The 15,957-nt window shown below is 53.0% G+C and carries 17 protein-coding genes and 2 tRNA genes; 12 read left to right on the top strand and 7 right to left on the bottom strand.

The window, feature by feature from the left end; translation table 11 throughout:
- Positions 1-74: 74 nt before the first annotated feature.
- Positions 75-971: an aldo/keto reductase family oxidoreductase gene (locus tag JKP81_RS11440; RefSeq protein ID WP_200551825.1), complete on the bottom strand. Its 897-nt coding sequence runs from the start codon at positions 969-971 to the stop codon at positions 75-77.
- A 49-nt stretch (positions 972-1,020) separates the two neighbouring features.
- Entirely contained in the window at positions 1,021-1,260 is a 240-nt protein-coding gene (locus tag JKP81_RS11435) for a DUF1289 domain-containing protein (RefSeq protein ID WP_200551824.1), read from the bottom strand.
- 120 nt (positions 1,261-1,380) lie between these two features.
- On the opposite strand from JKP81_RS11435, the gene JKP81_RS11430 reads away from it, so the two are divergent.
- The 4 genes from JKP81_RS11430 (at position 1,381) to rnt (ending at position 4,377) form a co-directional block, all read left to right on the top strand.
- Positions 1,381-1,977 (top strand): TetR/AcrR family transcriptional regulator, encoded by a 597-nt coding sequence (locus tag JKP81_RS11430; RefSeq protein WP_200551823.1) that lies wholly within the window; start codon positions 1,381-1,383, stop codon positions 1,975-1,977.
- A 56-nt stretch (positions 1,978-2,033) separates the two neighbouring features.
- Complete coding sequence (locus JKP81_RS11425) at positions 2,034-3,128, top strand: alkene reductase (protein WP_200551822.1); 1,095 nt, start codon at positions 2,034-2,036, stop codon at positions 3,126-3,128.
- A gap of 95 nt (positions 3,129-3,223) precedes the next feature.
- On the top strand, positions 3,224-3,631 hold the full coding sequence (gene gloA, locus JKP81_RS11420; RefSeq protein ID WP_016496293.1) for a lactoylglutathione lyase: 408 nt from the start codon (positions 3,224-3,226) through the stop codon (positions 3,629-3,631).
- A 92-nt stretch (positions 3,632-3,723) separates the two neighbouring features.
- Positions 3,724-4,377, top strand: a complete 654-nt coding sequence (rnt, locus tag JKP81_RS11415; RefSeq protein WP_200551821.1) for a ribonuclease T — start codon at positions 3,724-3,726, stop codon at positions 4,375-4,377.
- Positions 4,378-4,415: 38 nt separating this feature from the next.
- Here the strand turns inward: rnt and JKP81_RS11410 are convergent, their stop codons facing one another.
- On the bottom strand, positions 4,416-4,760 hold the full coding sequence (locus JKP81_RS11410; protein WP_016496295.1) for a Grx4 family monothiol glutaredoxin: 345 nt from the start codon (positions 4,758-4,760) through the stop codon (positions 4,416-4,418).
- A 339-nt stretch (positions 4,761-5,099) separates the two neighbouring features.
- On the opposite strand from JKP81_RS11410, the gene JKP81_RS11405 reads away from it, so the two are divergent.
- Both JKP81_RS11405 and sodB read left to right on the top strand, forming a co-directional pair.
- The gene (locus JKP81_RS11405; protein WP_017456596.1) at positions 5,100-5,930 is read left to right on the top strand and encodes a C40 family peptidase; all 831 of its coding nucleotides are present in this window, start codon (positions 5,100-5,102) and stop codon (positions 5,928-5,930) included.
- 124 nt (positions 5,931-6,054) lie between these two features.
- A complete protein-coding gene (sodB, locus tag JKP81_RS11400; protein WP_200551820.1) occupies positions 6,055-6,636 on the top strand; it encodes a superoxide dismutase [Fe] in 582 nt (193 codons plus the stop codon).
- 55 nt (positions 6,637-6,691) lie between these two features.
- On the opposite strand, the gene JKP81_RS11395 is transcribed toward sodB, so the two are convergent.
- Together JKP81_RS11395 and JKP81_RS11390 are read right to left on the bottom strand one after the other, a co-directional pair.
- Positions 6,692-7,861 carry an MFS transporter gene (locus JKP81_RS11395; protein WP_200551819.1) on the bottom strand — a complete coding sequence of 390 codons (1,170 nt, stop codon included), beginning with the start codon at positions 7,859-7,861 and terminating at the stop codon, positions 6,692-6,694.
- Positions 7,862-8,029: 168 nt separating this feature from the next.
- Entirely contained in the window at positions 8,030-8,119 is a 90-nt protein-coding gene (locus JKP81_RS11390; protein ID WP_016496299.1) for a YnhF family membrane protein, read from the bottom strand.
- A 297-nt stretch (positions 8,120-8,416) separates the two neighbouring features.
- On the opposite strand from JKP81_RS11390, the gene purR reads away from it, so the two are divergent.
- Entirely contained in the window at positions 8,417-9,442 is a 1,026-nt protein-coding gene (purR, locus tag JKP81_RS11385) for an HTH-type transcriptional repressor PurR (RefSeq protein WP_065368641.1), read from the top strand.
- An 18-nt stretch (positions 9,443-9,460) separates the two neighbouring features.
- Here purR and punR read toward each other — a convergent pair whose 3' ends face one another.
- The gene (gene punR, locus JKP81_RS11380) at positions 9,461-10,372 is read right to left on the bottom strand and encodes a DNA-binding transcriptional activator PunR (RefSeq protein ID WP_200551818.1); all 912 of its coding nucleotides are present in this window, start codon (positions 10,370-10,372) and stop codon (positions 9,461-9,463) included.
- Between the two features lie 111 nt (positions 10,373-10,483).
- Between punR and punC the strand changes: the two genes are divergently transcribed.
- Entirely contained in the window at positions 10,484-11,680 is a 1,197-nt protein-coding gene (gene punC, locus JKP81_RS11375; RefSeq protein WP_200551817.1) for a purine nucleoside transporter PunC, read from the top strand.
- A gap of 308 nt (positions 11,681-11,988) precedes the next feature.
- Positions 11,989-13,137, top strand: coding sequence for a cyclopropane fatty acyl phospholipid synthase (gene cfa, locus JKP81_RS11370; RefSeq protein ID WP_200551816.1), 1,149 nt, complete (start codon positions 11,989-11,991; stop codon positions 13,135-13,137).
- A 32-nt stretch (positions 13,138-13,169) separates the two neighbouring features.
- On the opposite strand, the gene JKP81_RS11365 is transcribed toward cfa, so the two are convergent.
- Positions 13,170-13,811 (bottom strand): riboflavin synthase subunit alpha, encoded by a 642-nt coding sequence (locus JKP81_RS11365; protein WP_200551815.1) that lies wholly within the window; start codon positions 13,809-13,811, stop codon positions 13,170-13,172.
- A gap of 313 nt (positions 13,812-14,124) precedes the next feature.
- Here JKP81_RS11365 and mdtK point away from each other — a divergent pair, with 313 nt between their 5' ends.
- The 3 genes from mdtK to JKP81_RS11350 all read left to right on the top strand — a co-directional run bounded on the left by mdtK (position 14,125) and on the right by JKP81_RS11350 (position 15,815).
- Positions 14,125-15,498, top strand: coding sequence for an MdtK family multidrug efflux MATE transporter (gene mdtK / locus JKP81_RS11360; RefSeq protein WP_200551814.1), 1,374 nt, complete (start codon positions 14,125-14,127; stop codon positions 15,496-15,498).
- A gap of 151 nt (positions 15,499-15,649) precedes the next feature.
- A tRNA-Val gene (locus JKP81_RS11355) sits at positions 15,650-15,726 on the top strand.
- Between the two features lie 12 nt (positions 15,727-15,738).
- Positions 15,739-15,815 (top strand) — tRNA-Val (locus JKP81_RS11350).
- Positions 15,816-15,957 lie beyond the last annotated feature (142 nt).

Below are 15,957 nucleotides of genomic sequence, written 5' to 3'. Positions count from 1 at the left end.
ACCTCCTTTGGTCTGTTTTGCCCTGTAAGTTTAAACCAGGATGGCAGATTTCACCGGGAGGTCATTTGCCTGTGTTATGGCACGTCGTAACCAAGCGCCGCTTTGCGAATACGGAACCACTGCTGGCGCGTCATCTGAAGGTTCAGGGCCCCAAGCGCCGAACGCACGCGCTCAATTTTACCCGAGCCAATAATGGGCAGCGGCGCAGACGGCAGACGCATCACCCAGGCATAGACCACCTGTTCGATGGTTTCGGCATTCAGTTCCTGCGCAACGCGCGCCAACTCATCACGCAGCGGCTGGAACGCCGCATCGTTGAACAGACGCCCGCCGCCGAGACATGACCATGCCATCGGGCGAATACGCAGCTGTTGCAGTTGATCCAGCGTGCCATCCAGCAGTAGCGGCTGATGTACTGGCGAGATCTCGACCTGGTTGGTCGAAAGGGTAAACGGCAGGCGTGACTGCAACAGTGAGAACTGCGCCGGTGTGAAGTTGGAAACGCCGAAGTGGCGCACTTTTCCGCTCTGATGCAAATGCAGAAAAGCTTCCGCTACCTCATCGGCGTCCATCAACGGATCGGGACGGTGGATCAGTAACAAATCAAGGTGATCGGTGGCAAGATTCACCAGCGACTGTTCGGCACTGCGAATAATGTGGTCGCGTTCAGTAATGTAATGACCCAGCGCATGTTCCGGTTTCGCGGTGGTGGCGATCCCGCATTTGCTAACAATCTCCATGCGAGCACGCAGATGTGGAGCAAGCTTGAGCGCCTCGCCAAACGCGGCTTCACACAGATAACCGCCGTAGATATCCGCGTGATCGACGGTAGTCACACCGAGATCAAGATGAGACTCAATGAAGCTAACCAGCTGCTGCGGGGACATGTTCCAGTCCATTAAACGCCAGTAGCCCATCACAAAACGGGAGAATTCCGGGCCTTGCGGCGCGAGGGCAATACGTTGAACCATAATGATTTCCTCGAAGGTAATTTGCCTTCGAGTATACGCATTTTCGTTATTAAAACAGTGAAGGTTGCTGAGGTTCTTCCGCAGGGGATGCTTTGTTTGCGCGCATTTTGCGCTGCAAGCGCTGGCGGCACAAACGTAGCACCTCTTGCTTTTGCGTATCGGTCATTTTTTGCCAGTTAAAACGCTCATCACGGCTACGCATGCAGCCACGACAAAAGCCGCGCTCATCCGACTGGCAAATGCCGCGGCACGGGCTCTGGACGGGGAAAAACTCCAGTTGTTCTGGCACAGTCGTCTCCGGTAATACAGGCAGTTCTCTTTATTGAAGACTGCCTGTCGATAACGTGCAAGGTGAAAAGCGCACTGTTCGCCACTTGCAACAGACCGATCGGTCTAGTAGAGTGGCGCGATGAGCAGAAATACTGAACATGATACGCGCGAACATTTACTGGCGATCGGCGAGCAGCTTTGCATGCATCGCGGGTTTACCGGTATGGGCCTGAGCGAACTACTGAAAACGGCGGGAGTGCCAAAAGGCTCTTTTTACCACTATTTTCGCTCCAAAGAGGCGTTCGGTGTGGCGTTACTTGAGCGTCACTATGCCGCTTATCACCAGCGGCTGGCGACCCATTTCACCAGCGGTCCGGGAAACTACCGCGACAGGTTGCTGGCGTATTATCAGGAAACGCTCCGGCAGTTTAGCCAACAGGGAATTATTAGCGGTTGCCTGACGGTGAAACTGTCGGCTGAAGTGTGCGATCTGTCGGAAGATATGCGTTCAGCAATGGACAAAGGCGCGCGCGGCGTTATCGCCCTGCTCGCAGATACGCTGGAAAACGGGCGTAACGATCGCAGCTTAACGTTTCAGGGTGAACCGCTAACGCAGGCGCAAGTGTTGTACTCCCTGTGGTTAGGTGCCAATTTGCAGGCCAAAATTTCGCGAAGCGCCCTGCCGCTGGAAAGCGCGCTGGCGCACGCAAATAACATCATCGCAACGCCTGTCTGATAGCAGGCATTTTTATTTCACTTTTTACTAGTCGACCGGTCTATTCAGGAGTTGTTATGTCCAGTAAATTATTTACGCCGCTGAAAGTGGGCGCGATTACCGTTCCAAACCGCGTTTTTATGGCACCGTTGACGCGACTGCGCAGCATTGAACCGGGTGATATTCCTACGCCGTTAATGGCGGAATATTATCGTCAGCGCGCCAGCTCCGGCCTGATTATTAGCGAAGCCACGCAAATCTCTGCCCAGGCGAAAGGCTATGCTGGCGCACCGGGTCTGCACAGCGCGGAACAAATCACCGCATGGCAGAAAATCACCGATGCCGTGCATAGCGAAAACGGCCGTATCGCCGTACAGCTGTGGCACACCGGTCGTATCTCACACAGCAGCCTGCAACCGGGCGGCTCAGCACCGGTCGCGCCTTCAGCCATCAATGCGGGAACACGTACCTCTCTTCGTGATGCCAACGGTAACGCCACGCGTGAAGACACCTCCACGCCGCGCGCGCTGGAAACCGATGAAATCCCGGGTATTATTAATGATTTCCGCCAGGCCGTCGCCAATGCGCGCGACGCCGGGTTTGATCTGGTTGAACTGCACTCGGCCCATGGTTATCTGTTGCACCAGTTCCTTTCACCATCGGCGAACCAGCGTACCGACCAGTACGGCGGAAGCGTGGAAAATCGCGCGCGCCTGGTACTGGAAGTGGTCGACGCGGTAAGCAAAGAGTGGGACGCAGAGCGCATTGGTATTCGCGTGTCTCCAATCGGTTCTTTCCAGAACATGGATAACGGCCCGAACGAAGAAGCCGATGCGCTGTATCTGATTGAGGAACTGGGCAAGCGCGGCATTGCTTACCTGCATATGTCAGAGCCGGACTGGGCAGGCGGCGAACCGTACACCGACGCTTTTCGTGAAAAAGTGCGCGCACGTTTCCACGGCCCGATCATTGGTGCGGGTGCCTATACCCCGGAAAAAGCAGAAGAGTTGATAGAGAAAGGTTTGATTGACGCGGTAGCTTTTGGTCGCGCTTATATCGCCAACCCGGACCTGGTAAAACGTCTGCAACTGAAAGCGGAACTGAACCCACAGCGCCCGGAAAGCTTCTATGGCGGCGGCGCGGAAGGCTATACCGACTACCCTTCTCTGTGATCCTCTGATTGTTCATTGATAGCGGCGGGTCTGCGCCGCTATACTAAAACTGTGTTTCTATTCGGAACGTTAACACATTCATACAAGAGGACATTATGCGCTTACTTCACACCATGCTGCGCGTCGGCAACCTGCAACGCTCCATCGAATTTTATACTAACGTGCTGGGCATGAAGCTGCTGCGTACCAGTGAAAACCCGGAATATAAATATTCGCTGGCTTTCGTTGGCTACGGCCCGGAAAGCGAAGAAGCGGTGATTGAACTGACCTACAACTGGGGCGTGGAAAGCTACGATCTGGGTAATGCTTACGGTCATATCGCGCTGAGCGTGGAAAACGCGGCACAAGCTTGCGAAGCTATCCGCAACAACGGCGGTAATGTGACGCGTGAAGCGGGTCCGGTTAAAGGTGGAACCACGGTTATCGCCTTCGTTGAAGATCCGGACGGTTACAAAATCGAGCTGATCGAAGAGAAAGACGCCGGTAAAGGCCTGGGTAACTAATCCCCTCCGGGCGCGCTTTGCGCCCGCTGTTTTACATCCCTTCGTAAAATTTGCCATAATGCGCTGCCATTTTCCCGTATCAAGAGATCCTGATGTCCGATAACGCTCAACTGACTGGTCTGTGCGACCGTTTTCGCGGTTTTTACCCTGTGGTAATTGATGTTGAAACCGCCGGGTTTAACGCCAAAACCGACGCGCTGCTGGAAGTCGCCGCCATTACGCTGAAAATGGATGAACAAGGCTGGCTGATGCCCGACAGCACGCTGCATTTCCACGTTGAGCCTTTCGAAGGCGCGAATCTGCAACCCGAAGCGCTGGCCTTTAACGGCATTGATCCGAACAACCCGCTGCGTGGTGCGATAAGTGAGCATGACGCGCTGCATGCCATTTTTAAAATGGTGCGCAAAGGCATTAAAGATCAGGGTTGTAACCGCGCAATTATGGTGGCGCACAACGCAACGTTCGATCACAGTTTTATGATGGCCGCTGCGGAGCGCGCTTCGCTGAAACGCAACCCGTTCCATCCGTTTGTCACGTTCGATACCGCATCATTAAGCGGGCTGGCGCTCGGGCAGACGGTGCTGTCAAAAGCGTGTGGCGCGGCGGGCATCGCGTTTGACGCCTCGCAGGCGCACTCCGCACTGTACGATACAGAGCAAACCGCCCTGCTGTTTTGCGAAATCGTCAACCGCTGGAAGCGTCTCGGCGGCTGGCCGCTGCCCATCGCGGACGAAAATCAGGCATAAAAAAAGCGACCGTCAGGTCGCTTTTTTGTTGGCAGAAATTACTCTGCGCTCGGCTCGTCTTTATGTTTTGCCGCCGCTTCTTTGATAAGCGTCTGCAATTCACCGCGCTGATACATTTCAATCACAATATCGCAGCCGCCAACCAGTTCACCTTCAACCCACAGCTGCGGGAAGGTTGGCCAGTTAGCGTATTTCGGCAGTTCTGCGCGAATATCCGGGTTTTGCAGAATGTCTACATAGGCAAAACGTTCACCGCATGCAGAGAGCGCTTGCACCGCCTGGGCGGAGAAACCGCAGCTAGGCAGCTTCGGAGAGCCTTTCATATACAGCAGAATCGGGTTTTCAGCGATCTGGCGCTGGATTTTTTCAAGGGTTGTGCTCATTGTCTTGCTTCCTTCAACTTCTTCTACGGCAGATGTTCGCCATTGTAACGGTTCAGAGGGGCATCGGAAAATAACATTTTGTTCACCGTTCATGATTTTATCGTCTGTCGGCAAAAGTTGCCTTAGGAATATGACTTAACTCAACTCGCCATCCCGCTTGCAGCCTAACTCTTGAGCACATAGAAACGTTTTGCTGCTTTTTTTTGCGCTTGTTAACGAAACGAAGCTATAGATGCAAAAACAGTATTAACTTTTGGGGTTTTTATGGATTAGAATCGACGAGTTTTAAAAAACCATTTGCAGGCATATTAAATGCTTGCCCTAACAGGGGATTGCTCAGTGGCGCGGATACCAAAAGCTTCAATCACGCTCTGTGCTTTGTTGTTCACCACGCTTTCTTTCACGCCATTAGCGAGTGCCTCGGAACAGGCGCGAGCGTCGGCCGTGCAAAAAGCGCATCTGGCGAAAGCATCCGAACGTAAGAAAAAAAATACATCACAAAAGACATCAAAGAAAAACAGTCGCAGTCCGGCAGAAAAAACCACCAGCAAAAAAACAACGGAGAGCAAAAAAACTCCGGCAAACAAAAAAGTTACCACCAGCAAAAAAGCCAGCAAAATCACTTCGCGTCGTAATGCATCCAGCCCGTTAAAAACTACCGCCGTCACCTGGACTGAAAAATGTACGCCGCGCAAAGGTCACAAGCCGCATTGTGTGAAGGTCAAAAGCACGAACGCCATCGCCGATGTGCATAAAGTTCGCATTCAAAAAGCACAAAAAACCGCCATGTCCAAGCTGATGAATCAGATTGGCAAACCTTATCACTGGGGCGGCACCTCACCGAGCACCGGTTTCGATTGCAGCGGTCTGGTCTATTACGCGTATAAGGATCTGGTGAAATTCCGTATTCCGCGTACCGCCAATGAAATGTATCACCTGCGCGATGCATCGCCGGTGAATGTGGCGGAACTGGAGAGTGGCGATCTGGTGTTCTTCCGTACCCAGGGTCGTGGTACAGCCGATCACGTTGGCGTGTACGTCGGCAATGGTAAATTCATTCAGTCTCCGCGTAGCGGCCAGGATATTCAGGTCACCTCGCTGAGTGAAGATTACTGGCAGCGTCATTATGTCGGCGCGCGTCGCGTCGTGACGCCGAAAACCATTCGCTAACCCCTCACCTGCCGCATCGGCGGCAGGTAACTCCCTCTTTTGTCTGACCTTTCGATTTGCTACCCTAATCCGCACATCCAATAGGGCTATTGGGTGTCATTAAAATAATGAAAGGAGAATAGCAATGTCGTTCGAATTACCTGCATTACCGTATGCAAAAGACGCCCTGGCGCCGCATATCTCAGCCGAAACGCTGGAATACCACTATGGTAAACATCATCAGACGTATGTCACCAACCTCAACAACCTGATCAAAGGCAGCGCTTTTGAAGGTAAATCACTGGAAGAGATTGTGAAAAGCAGCGAAGGCGGCGTGTTCAACAATGCCGCCCAGGTCTGGAACCATACCTTCTACTGGAACTGCCTGGCTCCGAACGCTGGCGGCGAACCGACCGGTGAGCTGGCGGCGGCTATCGCCAAATCCTTCGGCAGCTTTGCCGAATTCAAAGCGCAATTCACCGATGCTGCGGTTAAAAACTTCGGTGCTGGCTGGACATGGCTGGTGAAAAAAGCGGATGGCGCATTGGCCATTGTGTCAACGTCTAATGCGGGCACTCCGCTGACAAGCGACGCAACCCCGCTGTTAACCGTCGATGTGTGGGAACATGCATATTACATCGATTACCGTAATGCGCGTCCGAACTACCTCGAACATTTCTGGGCGCTGGTAAACTGGTCATTCGTTGCCAAAAATTTAGCTGCATAAATGTGGCATGAAACAAAGGAGGGGCTAGCCCCTCCTTTTTTTGCATTTGTGCTATTTATTCTGCTGCGGCATAAGTACGTTCTGGCTGTGAGCGCCCAGAGAACAGCACCACCAGCAGGCCCAGCCCGGCAATAATCGCCCCCATAACCGGGACGAAATCATAACCCAACCCAGCGGAAATCACTGCCCCACCGGCTGCCGCGCCCAGCGCGTTACCGAGGTTAAAGGCACCGATATTAACCGACGATGAAAGCCCTGGCGCTTCGTGCGCAACTCGCATGACACGCATCTGCAACGGCGGAACCACCGCAAACGTCGCCGCGCCCCACACCACCATACTGATGGCTGCGCCCACTTCGCTGCGCGCCAGGAATGGGATCGCCAGCATGATAGCAATCAGCAAAATCAAAAAACCTTTCAGCGTGCCGGTGACCGAGCGATCCGCCAGTTTACCGCCGAGATAGTTACCAATGGAGAAGCCAACGCCAATCAATACCAGCATCGCCGTCACAAAAACGGAAGAGGCATCGGTAATGGTGTGCAGCACCGGTGCAATGTAAGTATAAAGCGTGAACATGGCACCTGCGCCGAGCACGGTGGTCAGCAATGCGGACAACACTTGTGGGCGCACCAGCACCGACAGCTCTTTACGAACGTCCGGGCGCTCACCAGCGCCACCTTTCGGCAACGAAAAGAACAGGCTCGCCATAGCAATCACCCCCAGTCCGGCGGTGGCCATGAACGACATACGCCAGCCAATGGTTTCACCCAGCCAGGTCGCGGCAGGTACACCGCCGATGTTAGCAATGGTCAGCCCCATGAACATAGTAGCGACCGCGCTGGCCTGTTTCTCTTTGGCGACCACGCTTGCTGCCACCACCGAGCCAAGACCAAAGAAAGCGCCATGGTTCAGGCTGGTGACGATACGCGCCAGCATTAATGTGGTGTAATCCGGCGCAATCGCCGACAGCACATTACCGAGCGTAAAAATCGCCATCAAAAAGATCAGGGCATTACGTCTGCCGCGGTGAGACAGCAACAACGTCATTAACGGCGCACCAACCATCACGCCGATAGCGTAGGCGCTAATCAGCATCCCCGCCGCCGGAATAGAAACGTCAACGCCGCGGGCAATAACCGGCAGTAATCCCATCGGGGAAAACTCGGTAGTACCAATGCCGAAGGCGCCAATCGCCAGGGCAAGCAAAGGGAAATTAATTTTCATCTATGACTCCAAAATAGACATGCCGACTTGCGACCCTGTCGCTGAAGTCAAAAGTATGACAGCTATCACAAAAAACAGAAGTTAGCAGAATGACAAAAGATTATTGCAGAAGTGATAACAATAGCGGGGAAGAAAACCGAGGGAGAAGAGGCTCTCCCTCGCGATAGATCAATGCAGCGCAGCAGTCAGACCGCCGAAAACAATCAGGCTCAGAACGATGACGGTAGTGATTAAAGAATACTTCAGATCGGTGCTCATCAATTTTCCCCTTTTTAATTTCCCCACAAAAAGTGAGATAATGCATTTTTGCACAAATTATCTTAAAAATCTTGCGGGAATTCGCAGGAGAAACGTTTTAATACTTCCCCTTTTGCTCAAGATCAGACAAAATTCGACGCTAAATTTATTAGCGTACCGGCCATTGACTCCCCTCCTGACGTCCAGTGTCGTTTTCCCGGCGTACCGCACCCCCTTTGATGGGTACAGGGTGATTAAAGGCAAACGTTTACCTTAAGTATTATCAGGAGCTTATGATATGGTCTGGAGTGATATCTGATGGCAACGATTAAAGACGTAGCGAAACGAGCAAACGTTTCCACTACAACCGTATCACATGTAATTAACAAAACCCGTTTCGTCGCCGAAGAGACGCGCAACGCCGTGTGGGCGGCAATTAAAGAGTTGCACTATTCCCCCAGCGCCGTCGCCCGCAGCCTGAAAGTGAATCACACAAAATCGATCGGCTTGCTGGCCACCAGCAGTGAAGCGGCCTATTTTGCTGAAATTATTGAAGCCGTAGAGAAAAAGTGCTTCCAGAAGGGTTACACCCTGATCCTCGGCAATGCCTGGAACAGCCTGGAAAAACAGCGTGCTTATCTGTCGATGATGGCGCAAAAGCGCGTCGATGGCTTGCTGGTGATGTGTTCCGAATACCCGGAATCACTATTGAGCATGCTGGAAGAGTACCGCCATATTCCCATGGTAGTGATGGACTGGGGCGAAGCGAAGGCCGACTTTACGGACTCCGTTATTGATAACGCCTTTGAAGGCGGTTATATGGCCGGTCGCTACCTTATTGACCGCGGACACCGCGATATTGGTGTGATCCCTGGCCCTCTGGAGCGTAACACTGGCGCTGGCCGTCTGGCCGGCTTTATGAAAGCGATGGAAGAAGCCCTTATCACCGTGCCGGAAAACTGGATCGTACAGGGCGATTTCGAGCCGGAATCCGGCTATCGCGCGATGCAGCAAATCCTCGGCCAGGCGCATCGCCCTACCGCGGTGTTTTGCGGTGGCGACATTATGGCGATGGGCGCGCTGTGTGCTGCCGATGAGATGGGTTTACGCGTACCGCAGGATATTTCCCTGATCGGTTATGACAACGTGCGTAACTCACGCTTCTTCACCCCGGCATTAACCACGATTCACCAGCCGAAAGATTCGCTGGGAGAAACGGCGTTTACCATGCTGCTTGATCGCATCGTCAACAAGCGCGAAGAGTCGCAGTCTATCGAAGTGCATCCGCGGCTGGTTGAGCGCCGCTCCGTGGCCGATGGCCCGTTTCGCGATTATCGCCGCTAACCACTTATTACGGAGCCGTTAATTCGGCTCCCGTAACCATTCGTCATTCAGCGTTTCACTGTCCCCCAGATATTCCAGCAGCCAGTTTAACGCCGGGGACGCCTCATTTTGTTGCCACGTCAGGCAGCACGCCGCATCCGGAAAGGGGTTTTCCAGGTTCAGCGCAACCCAGTCACCGCTATCGAGCCGCGGGCGGGCAAAGTGTGCCGGCACCATTCCCACGCATAACCCTGCCGATAAGCAAGCCTCCGACGATGCCCAATCAGGGACGATCACGCGTTTCTGATTATCCAGCAGCCAGGTAATACGTTTCGGCAACGAGCGGGACGTATCTTCCTGGATAAGTGAGGGCCAGTTGCGCAAGGTATCGTCGCTAAGCGGGCCTGTCAGTGACGCCAGCGGATGACGACTGGAAACCACGCATTTCCAGCTCAGCATTCCCATATCGCGAAACGCATAACGCCCACCGACGGGGATGGCCTGCGTTGCGCCGATCGCCAGCTCAACCCGCCCATCGGCAAGCGCATCCCAGACACCGTTAAAGACTTCCTGGTAGACCTGCAACTCAACATCGCTGAAATGGCGATAGAAATCGACGATCAATTGGCGGGTGCGTTCAGGTTTTACGATGTTGTCGACGGCAATTGCCAGTTGCCCGCGCCAGCCGTTGGCGATTTGCTGGCACTGCTGACGGGTGATCTGCATTTTTTTGATAACAGCTCGCCCTTCTTTCAAAAACCAGACCCCGGCAGGCGTAAGCTCAACATCACGATGGCGACGTTCAAACAGCGGAACAGCCAGCCACTCCTCAAGCTGTCGCACGGTATAGCTCACCGCAGAAGGTACACGGTGTAACTCCTGCGCCGCGCCGCTAAAACTGCCATTGCGCGCGACAGCATCAACCACTTCCAGCGAATATTCTGACCACATAATCTGCCTGCAAAAATTTTGAAACCACTACGCAAATATTAGCGTTTCACAAGCGCTAATGCACTCCTTACACTCGACAGCCCTGATTACCTGCAATAAAGAGAAACACTAATGCAACCTGGCAACGGATTTTTAGTCTGGCTCGCGGGATTAAGCGTGCTCGGCTTTTTAGCCACTGATATGTACCTCCCCGCTTTCAGCGCGATACAGCAGGATTTACACACATCGTCTGCGGTGGTTAGCGCAACCTTAAGCCTGTTTCTGGCGGGCTTTGCCATTGCGCAACTGGTATGGGGGCCTCTATCAGACCGCTATGGTCGCAAACCGGTTTTGCTGGCCGGGCTGGCGATTTTCGCGCTGGGCTGTCTGGGAACATTATGGGTACGCGATGCAACCCTGCTGCTGGTGCTGCGCTTTGTACAAGCGGTAGGCGTTTGCGCCGCGACAGTTAGCTGGCAGGCACTGGTGACGGATAACTACCCCGCGCATCGCGTCAATCGGATCTTCGCCACCATTATGCCGCTCGTGGGTTTGACACCAGCACTGGCACCGCTACTGGGCGCCTGGATCCTTGCGCATTTCAACTGGCAGACCATTTTCGCCACCTTACTGGCGATCACATTAATTCTGATGATCCCGGCGTGGCGGCTGAAATCGCCCGCGAAGAAAAGTGAACACCACGAACAACCGCTGACATTTATGGATCTGCTGCGAGCAAAAGATTATCGCGGAAATGTGATTATCTATGCCGCCTGCTCGGCCAGTTTCTTCGCCTGGCTGACCGGTTCGCCGTTTATTCTTCACGAAATGGGTTATGGCCCATCGGTTATTGGCCTCAGTTATGTGCCGCAAACTATCGCCTTTTTGGTTGGCGGTTACGGTTGCCGTGCCGCGTTGCAGAAATGGCAGGGTTCTCATTTGCTGCCGTGGCTGCTGGGGGCTTTTGCGTTAAGTGTTCTCGCCACCTGGGCCGTCGGTTTTATGCCGGACGTGTCGCTGACTGCGCTGCTCATCCCGTTTTGCTTTATGGCAATGGCCAACGGCGCGATTTACCCTATCGTGGTCGCGCAGGCGCTGCGCCCATTCCCGCAGGCCACCGGCCGCGCAGCCGCCTTGCAGAATACGCTACAACTGGGTTTATGTTTCCTGGCAAGCCTGGTCGTTTCGTGGCTTATCGCCACACCACTGCTGACGACGACCAGTGTTATGGTTGCAATGGTGTTGCTGGTCGCGTTGGGTTATCGGCTACAGCGCCGCACTCACGATGAACTGGCCGAAAAAGAGGTTGTGGCTCCCTCGTCGCATTAGCATTAATAGTTGCGCAAGCGACTATCAATAACTCAGCGGTTAGCTTGCTAATGGCTTTTTATTGAATCACCCGATTTTGACGCCTATACTCATTTTCGGCTGTTTGATAAATACGATAAATATTATGCATTAACGGGTACCGGATTGTACCCGTTTACCCATGGAAGGCCTTTCGGCAAGGGTCCTCTCCCTTCCTCTGTTCTACGTCGGATATCAGCCTCACGGTGAAAACCGTGAGATTTCTCACAAGCCTGAAAAAGCGTCTACGCTGTTTGAAGGTTCTGATCACTGCGAGTGATGGAGAAGTTATGAGTTCATCGTGTATAGAAGAAGTTAGCGTACGGGATGACAATTGGTTCCGTATAGCAAACGAACTGCTGGGTCGCGCAGGTATTCGCGTTAACGGCCCCGCAGCTTCAGATATTCAGGTGAAAAACCCTGATTTTTTCAAACGCGTTTTACAGGAAGGTTCGCTCGGACTCGGCGAAAGTTATATGGACGGCTGGTGGGATTGCCCCCGCCTGGACATATTCTTTACCAAAGTCCTGCGCGCCGGGCTGGAAAACCAACTTCCGCACCATCTCAAAGACACACTCCGCATTGCCGGAGCAAGATTATTTAATCTGCAAAGTAAAAAAAGGGCCTGGATTGTGGGCAAAGAACATTACGATCTCGGTAATGATCTGTTTACCCGCATGCTGGATCCGCAGATGCAATACTCTTGCGCCTACTGGAAAGACGCTGAAACGCTGGACGACGCACAACGGGCAAAACTGCGGCTTATTGGTGAAAAGCTCACGTTAAAACCCGGCATGCGCGTGCTGGATATTGGCTGTGGATGGGGTGGTCTGGCGCAGTTTATGGCGCAAAATTACGGCGTCAGTGTGGTTGGCGTGACGATTTCTGCAGAACAGCAAAAACTGGCGCAGAAGCGTTGCGAAGGGCTGGATGTCGATATTCGTTTGCAGGATTATCGCGACCTTGACGAGCAATTTGACCGCATTGTCTCCGTTGGCATGTTTGAACATGTCGGGCCAAAAAACTACGCAACCTATTTCCGCGTCGTCGATCGTAACCTGAAGCCCGATGGCATTTTTTTACTGCACACCATCGGCTCAAAACGTACCGATCACAATGTTGATCCGTGGATCAACCGCTACATCTTCCCGAATGGTTGTCTGCCTTCTGTGCGCCAGATTGCGGATGCCAGCGAATCACACTTTGTGATGGAAGACTGGCACAATTTCGGTGCGGATTATGACCGTACGTTAATGGCGTGGTATGAGCGTTTTCTTGCCGCCTGGCCGGAAATCGCCGACAACTATTCGGAACGCTTTAAACGGATGTTCAGCTATTACCTCAATGCCTGCGCGGGGGCGTTTCGTGCGCGCGATATTCAGCTCTGGCAGGTGGTTTTTAGCCGGGGTATTGAACACGGATTGCGCGTGGCGCGTTAAAAAAATAAACCCCGGCATGCCGGGGTTTATTTTTACTCTTCGCTGGCTGCGGCAACGATCGCCGCTTCTTTCGAGGCCAGCACGCGCTCCACGGTGTCAACAACCGCCTGCGTTTGCGGGTCGATTTCGATATTCACGCGATGCCCCAGCTTTTTTGCGCCAAGCGTCGTACGCTGCAGCGTTTCCGGAATTAAATGCACGCAGAAGCGGCTACTGGTAACTTCACCAACCGTCAGGCTGATGCCGTCGATGCCGATAAAACCTTTGTACAGAATGTATTTCATCAGTGCAGGATCCTGCACTTTAAACCAGATCTGGCGGTTATTTTCCGAGGTGAGAATTTTAACGATTTCGGCAGTGGTCATAATATGACCCGACATTAAGTGACCGCCAATTTCGTCACTGAATTTTGCGGCGCGTTCTACGTTTACCGTGTCGCCCACATTCAGATCACCGAGGTTAGTGATACGCAGCGTCTCTTTCATCAGATCGAAGCTAATATGGCTACCGTTAATCGCCGTCACTGTCAGGCAGCAACCATTATTGGCAATGGAAGCGCCGGTCTCAATGCCATCCAGCATCGTCTCAGGCAACTCAACAACGTGAGTGCGGAAATTGGGTTTATCATCAATGGACACCAGTTTCGCCGTGCCCTGTACAATACCCGTAAACATGCTTACCACTCCTGTTCCATTCATTCGGACATTACCGTGTTCTTTACGCACAATAACAGGTGAAATTTACCCTTGCCAGTTTCAATCGCCCTGCCGCCTTTTTTGCCGCCACTCTGGCGAGATGATAAGCGTAGCGCCGCGTGCTAAAAGATAATTTTGCTTTATGACTGGCATGGCAAAAGCGCGCCATAGCAGGTAATATTTGTACACATGTCGCACCCATCGCTGTGCGGCATCCTTTTTAGCACAAGGAAAAACTCCTTCCTGATTAGTCGTTCCATTCTTCTTATAACAACAAGATAAAGGTGTTCTCGTGCAGAAGTATATGAGAGAAGCGAGTCAGTTACTGGCACTCGCCGTGCCGGTTATTTTCGCGCAGGTCGCCCAGACAGCCATGGGTTTCGTCGATACGGTAATGGCCGGTGGCTACAGCGCCACGGATATGGCGGCGGTGGCAATCGGGACGTCAATCTGGTTTCCCGCCATTCTGTTTGGCCACGGTCTGCTGCTGGCGATGACGCCAGTGATTGCCCAGTTAAATGGTTCCGGACGTCGCGAAAGAATTGCCCATCAGGTCGGTCAAGGCTTCTGGCTGGCGGGTCTGGTCGCGGTGTTGATCATGATTGTGCTATGGAATGCCGGTCATATTATTTACGCCATGCATAACATCGATCCGCAACTGGCGGATAAAGCCGTGCGTTTTTTACGTGCGTTGATGTGGGGGGCGCCGGGTTATCTCTTTTTCCAGGTAATGCGTAATCAGTGCGAAGGCCTTGCCCGCACAGTTCCGGGTATGCTGATGGGGTTTGTCGGCCTGCTGGTGAATATCCCGGTGAACTACATCTTTATTTACGGCCATTTCGGTATGCCCGAACTTGGCGGCGTAGGCTGCGGCGTGGCAACCGCGTCCGTCTATTGGGTGATGTTTATCTGCATGCGCCTGTATGTTAAACGCGCCCGCGCGATGCGTGATATTCAAGCGATGCAACGTTTTGCCCAACCTGACTTCGCGGTGTTAAAACGCCTGACACAGCTCGGGCTGCCCATTGCGCTGGCGCTCTTTTTCGAAGTGACGCTGTTTGCCGTGGTGGCACTGCTTGTTTCACCGTTGGGCATTGTCGATGTCGCCGGGCATCAGATCGCGCTGAATTTCAGTTCGCTGATGTTTGTTTTACCGCTCTCGCTGTCAGCGGCGGTGACAATTCGTGTCGGGTTCCGTCTCGGCCAGGGTTCAACACTGGATGCGAAAACATCGGCGCGCACAGGGCTCATCGTCGGCATCTGCATGGCGGCATTAACAGCGATTTTCACCGCGTTAATGCGTGAACAAATCGCCCTGCTCTACAACGATAATCCAGAGGTCGTGACGCTGGCATCGCATTTGATGTTGCTGGCGGCGATTTACCAAATCTCCGACTCCATTCAGGTGATTGGCAGCGGTATCCTGCGTGGTTATAAAGATACGCGCTCGATCTTTTTTATCACCTTTATTGCCTATTGGGTGCTGGGTTTACCGGTGGGTTACACGCTGGCGTTAACCGATTTTGTGGTCGACAAAATGGGCCCTGCGGGTTTCTGGATGGGTTTTATTATTGGCCTGACGTCGGCGGCGATAATGATGATGCTGCGGATGCGTTTCCTGCAACGCCAGCCCTCGGCGACCATTTTGCAGCGTGCTGCGCGCTAAAACGTTGGTAGCCGCCCTTTGGCGGCTACTTTCACGACATTTTGCTCAGTTGTTCCGCAATCAGGTGAATTACGTAAGAAATCTGCCATTTTCCACTTGCCACATCTCCGGCCTGCCGCTAATATTCGTCCCCGTTGTCAACCACAACACTGCGTTCATAGCTCAGTTGGTTAGAGCACCACCTTGACATGGTGGGGGTCGTTGGTTCGAGTCCAATTGAACGCACCATTCCTTTTCAGTGCGTCCGTAGCTCAGTTGGTTAGAGCACCACCTTGACATGGTGGGGGTCGATGGTTCGAGTCCATTCGGACGCACCATTCTTAGTTATTCTCATTTTTATTCTTCCGTTTCATCTCAGCATACTCCTTACCACCACGCCGACTGCGTGTTAGCGACAGTGATAAAGCGACCTTCCCTTGTATGCGCGCTGCTGCATTAGCAAATAAAAAAGCCGCACCT

The sequence above is a fragment of the Kosakonia sp. LAM2021 genome, from assembly GCF_016620385.1.
Taxonomy (GTDB): Bacteria; Pseudomonadota; Gammaproteobacteria; order Enterobacterales; family Enterobacteriaceae; genus Kosakonia; species Kosakonia sacchari.
The sequence above is the reverse complement of the archived record's forward strand: the minus strand, read 5'-3'. Positions and strand labels throughout refer to the sequence as shown.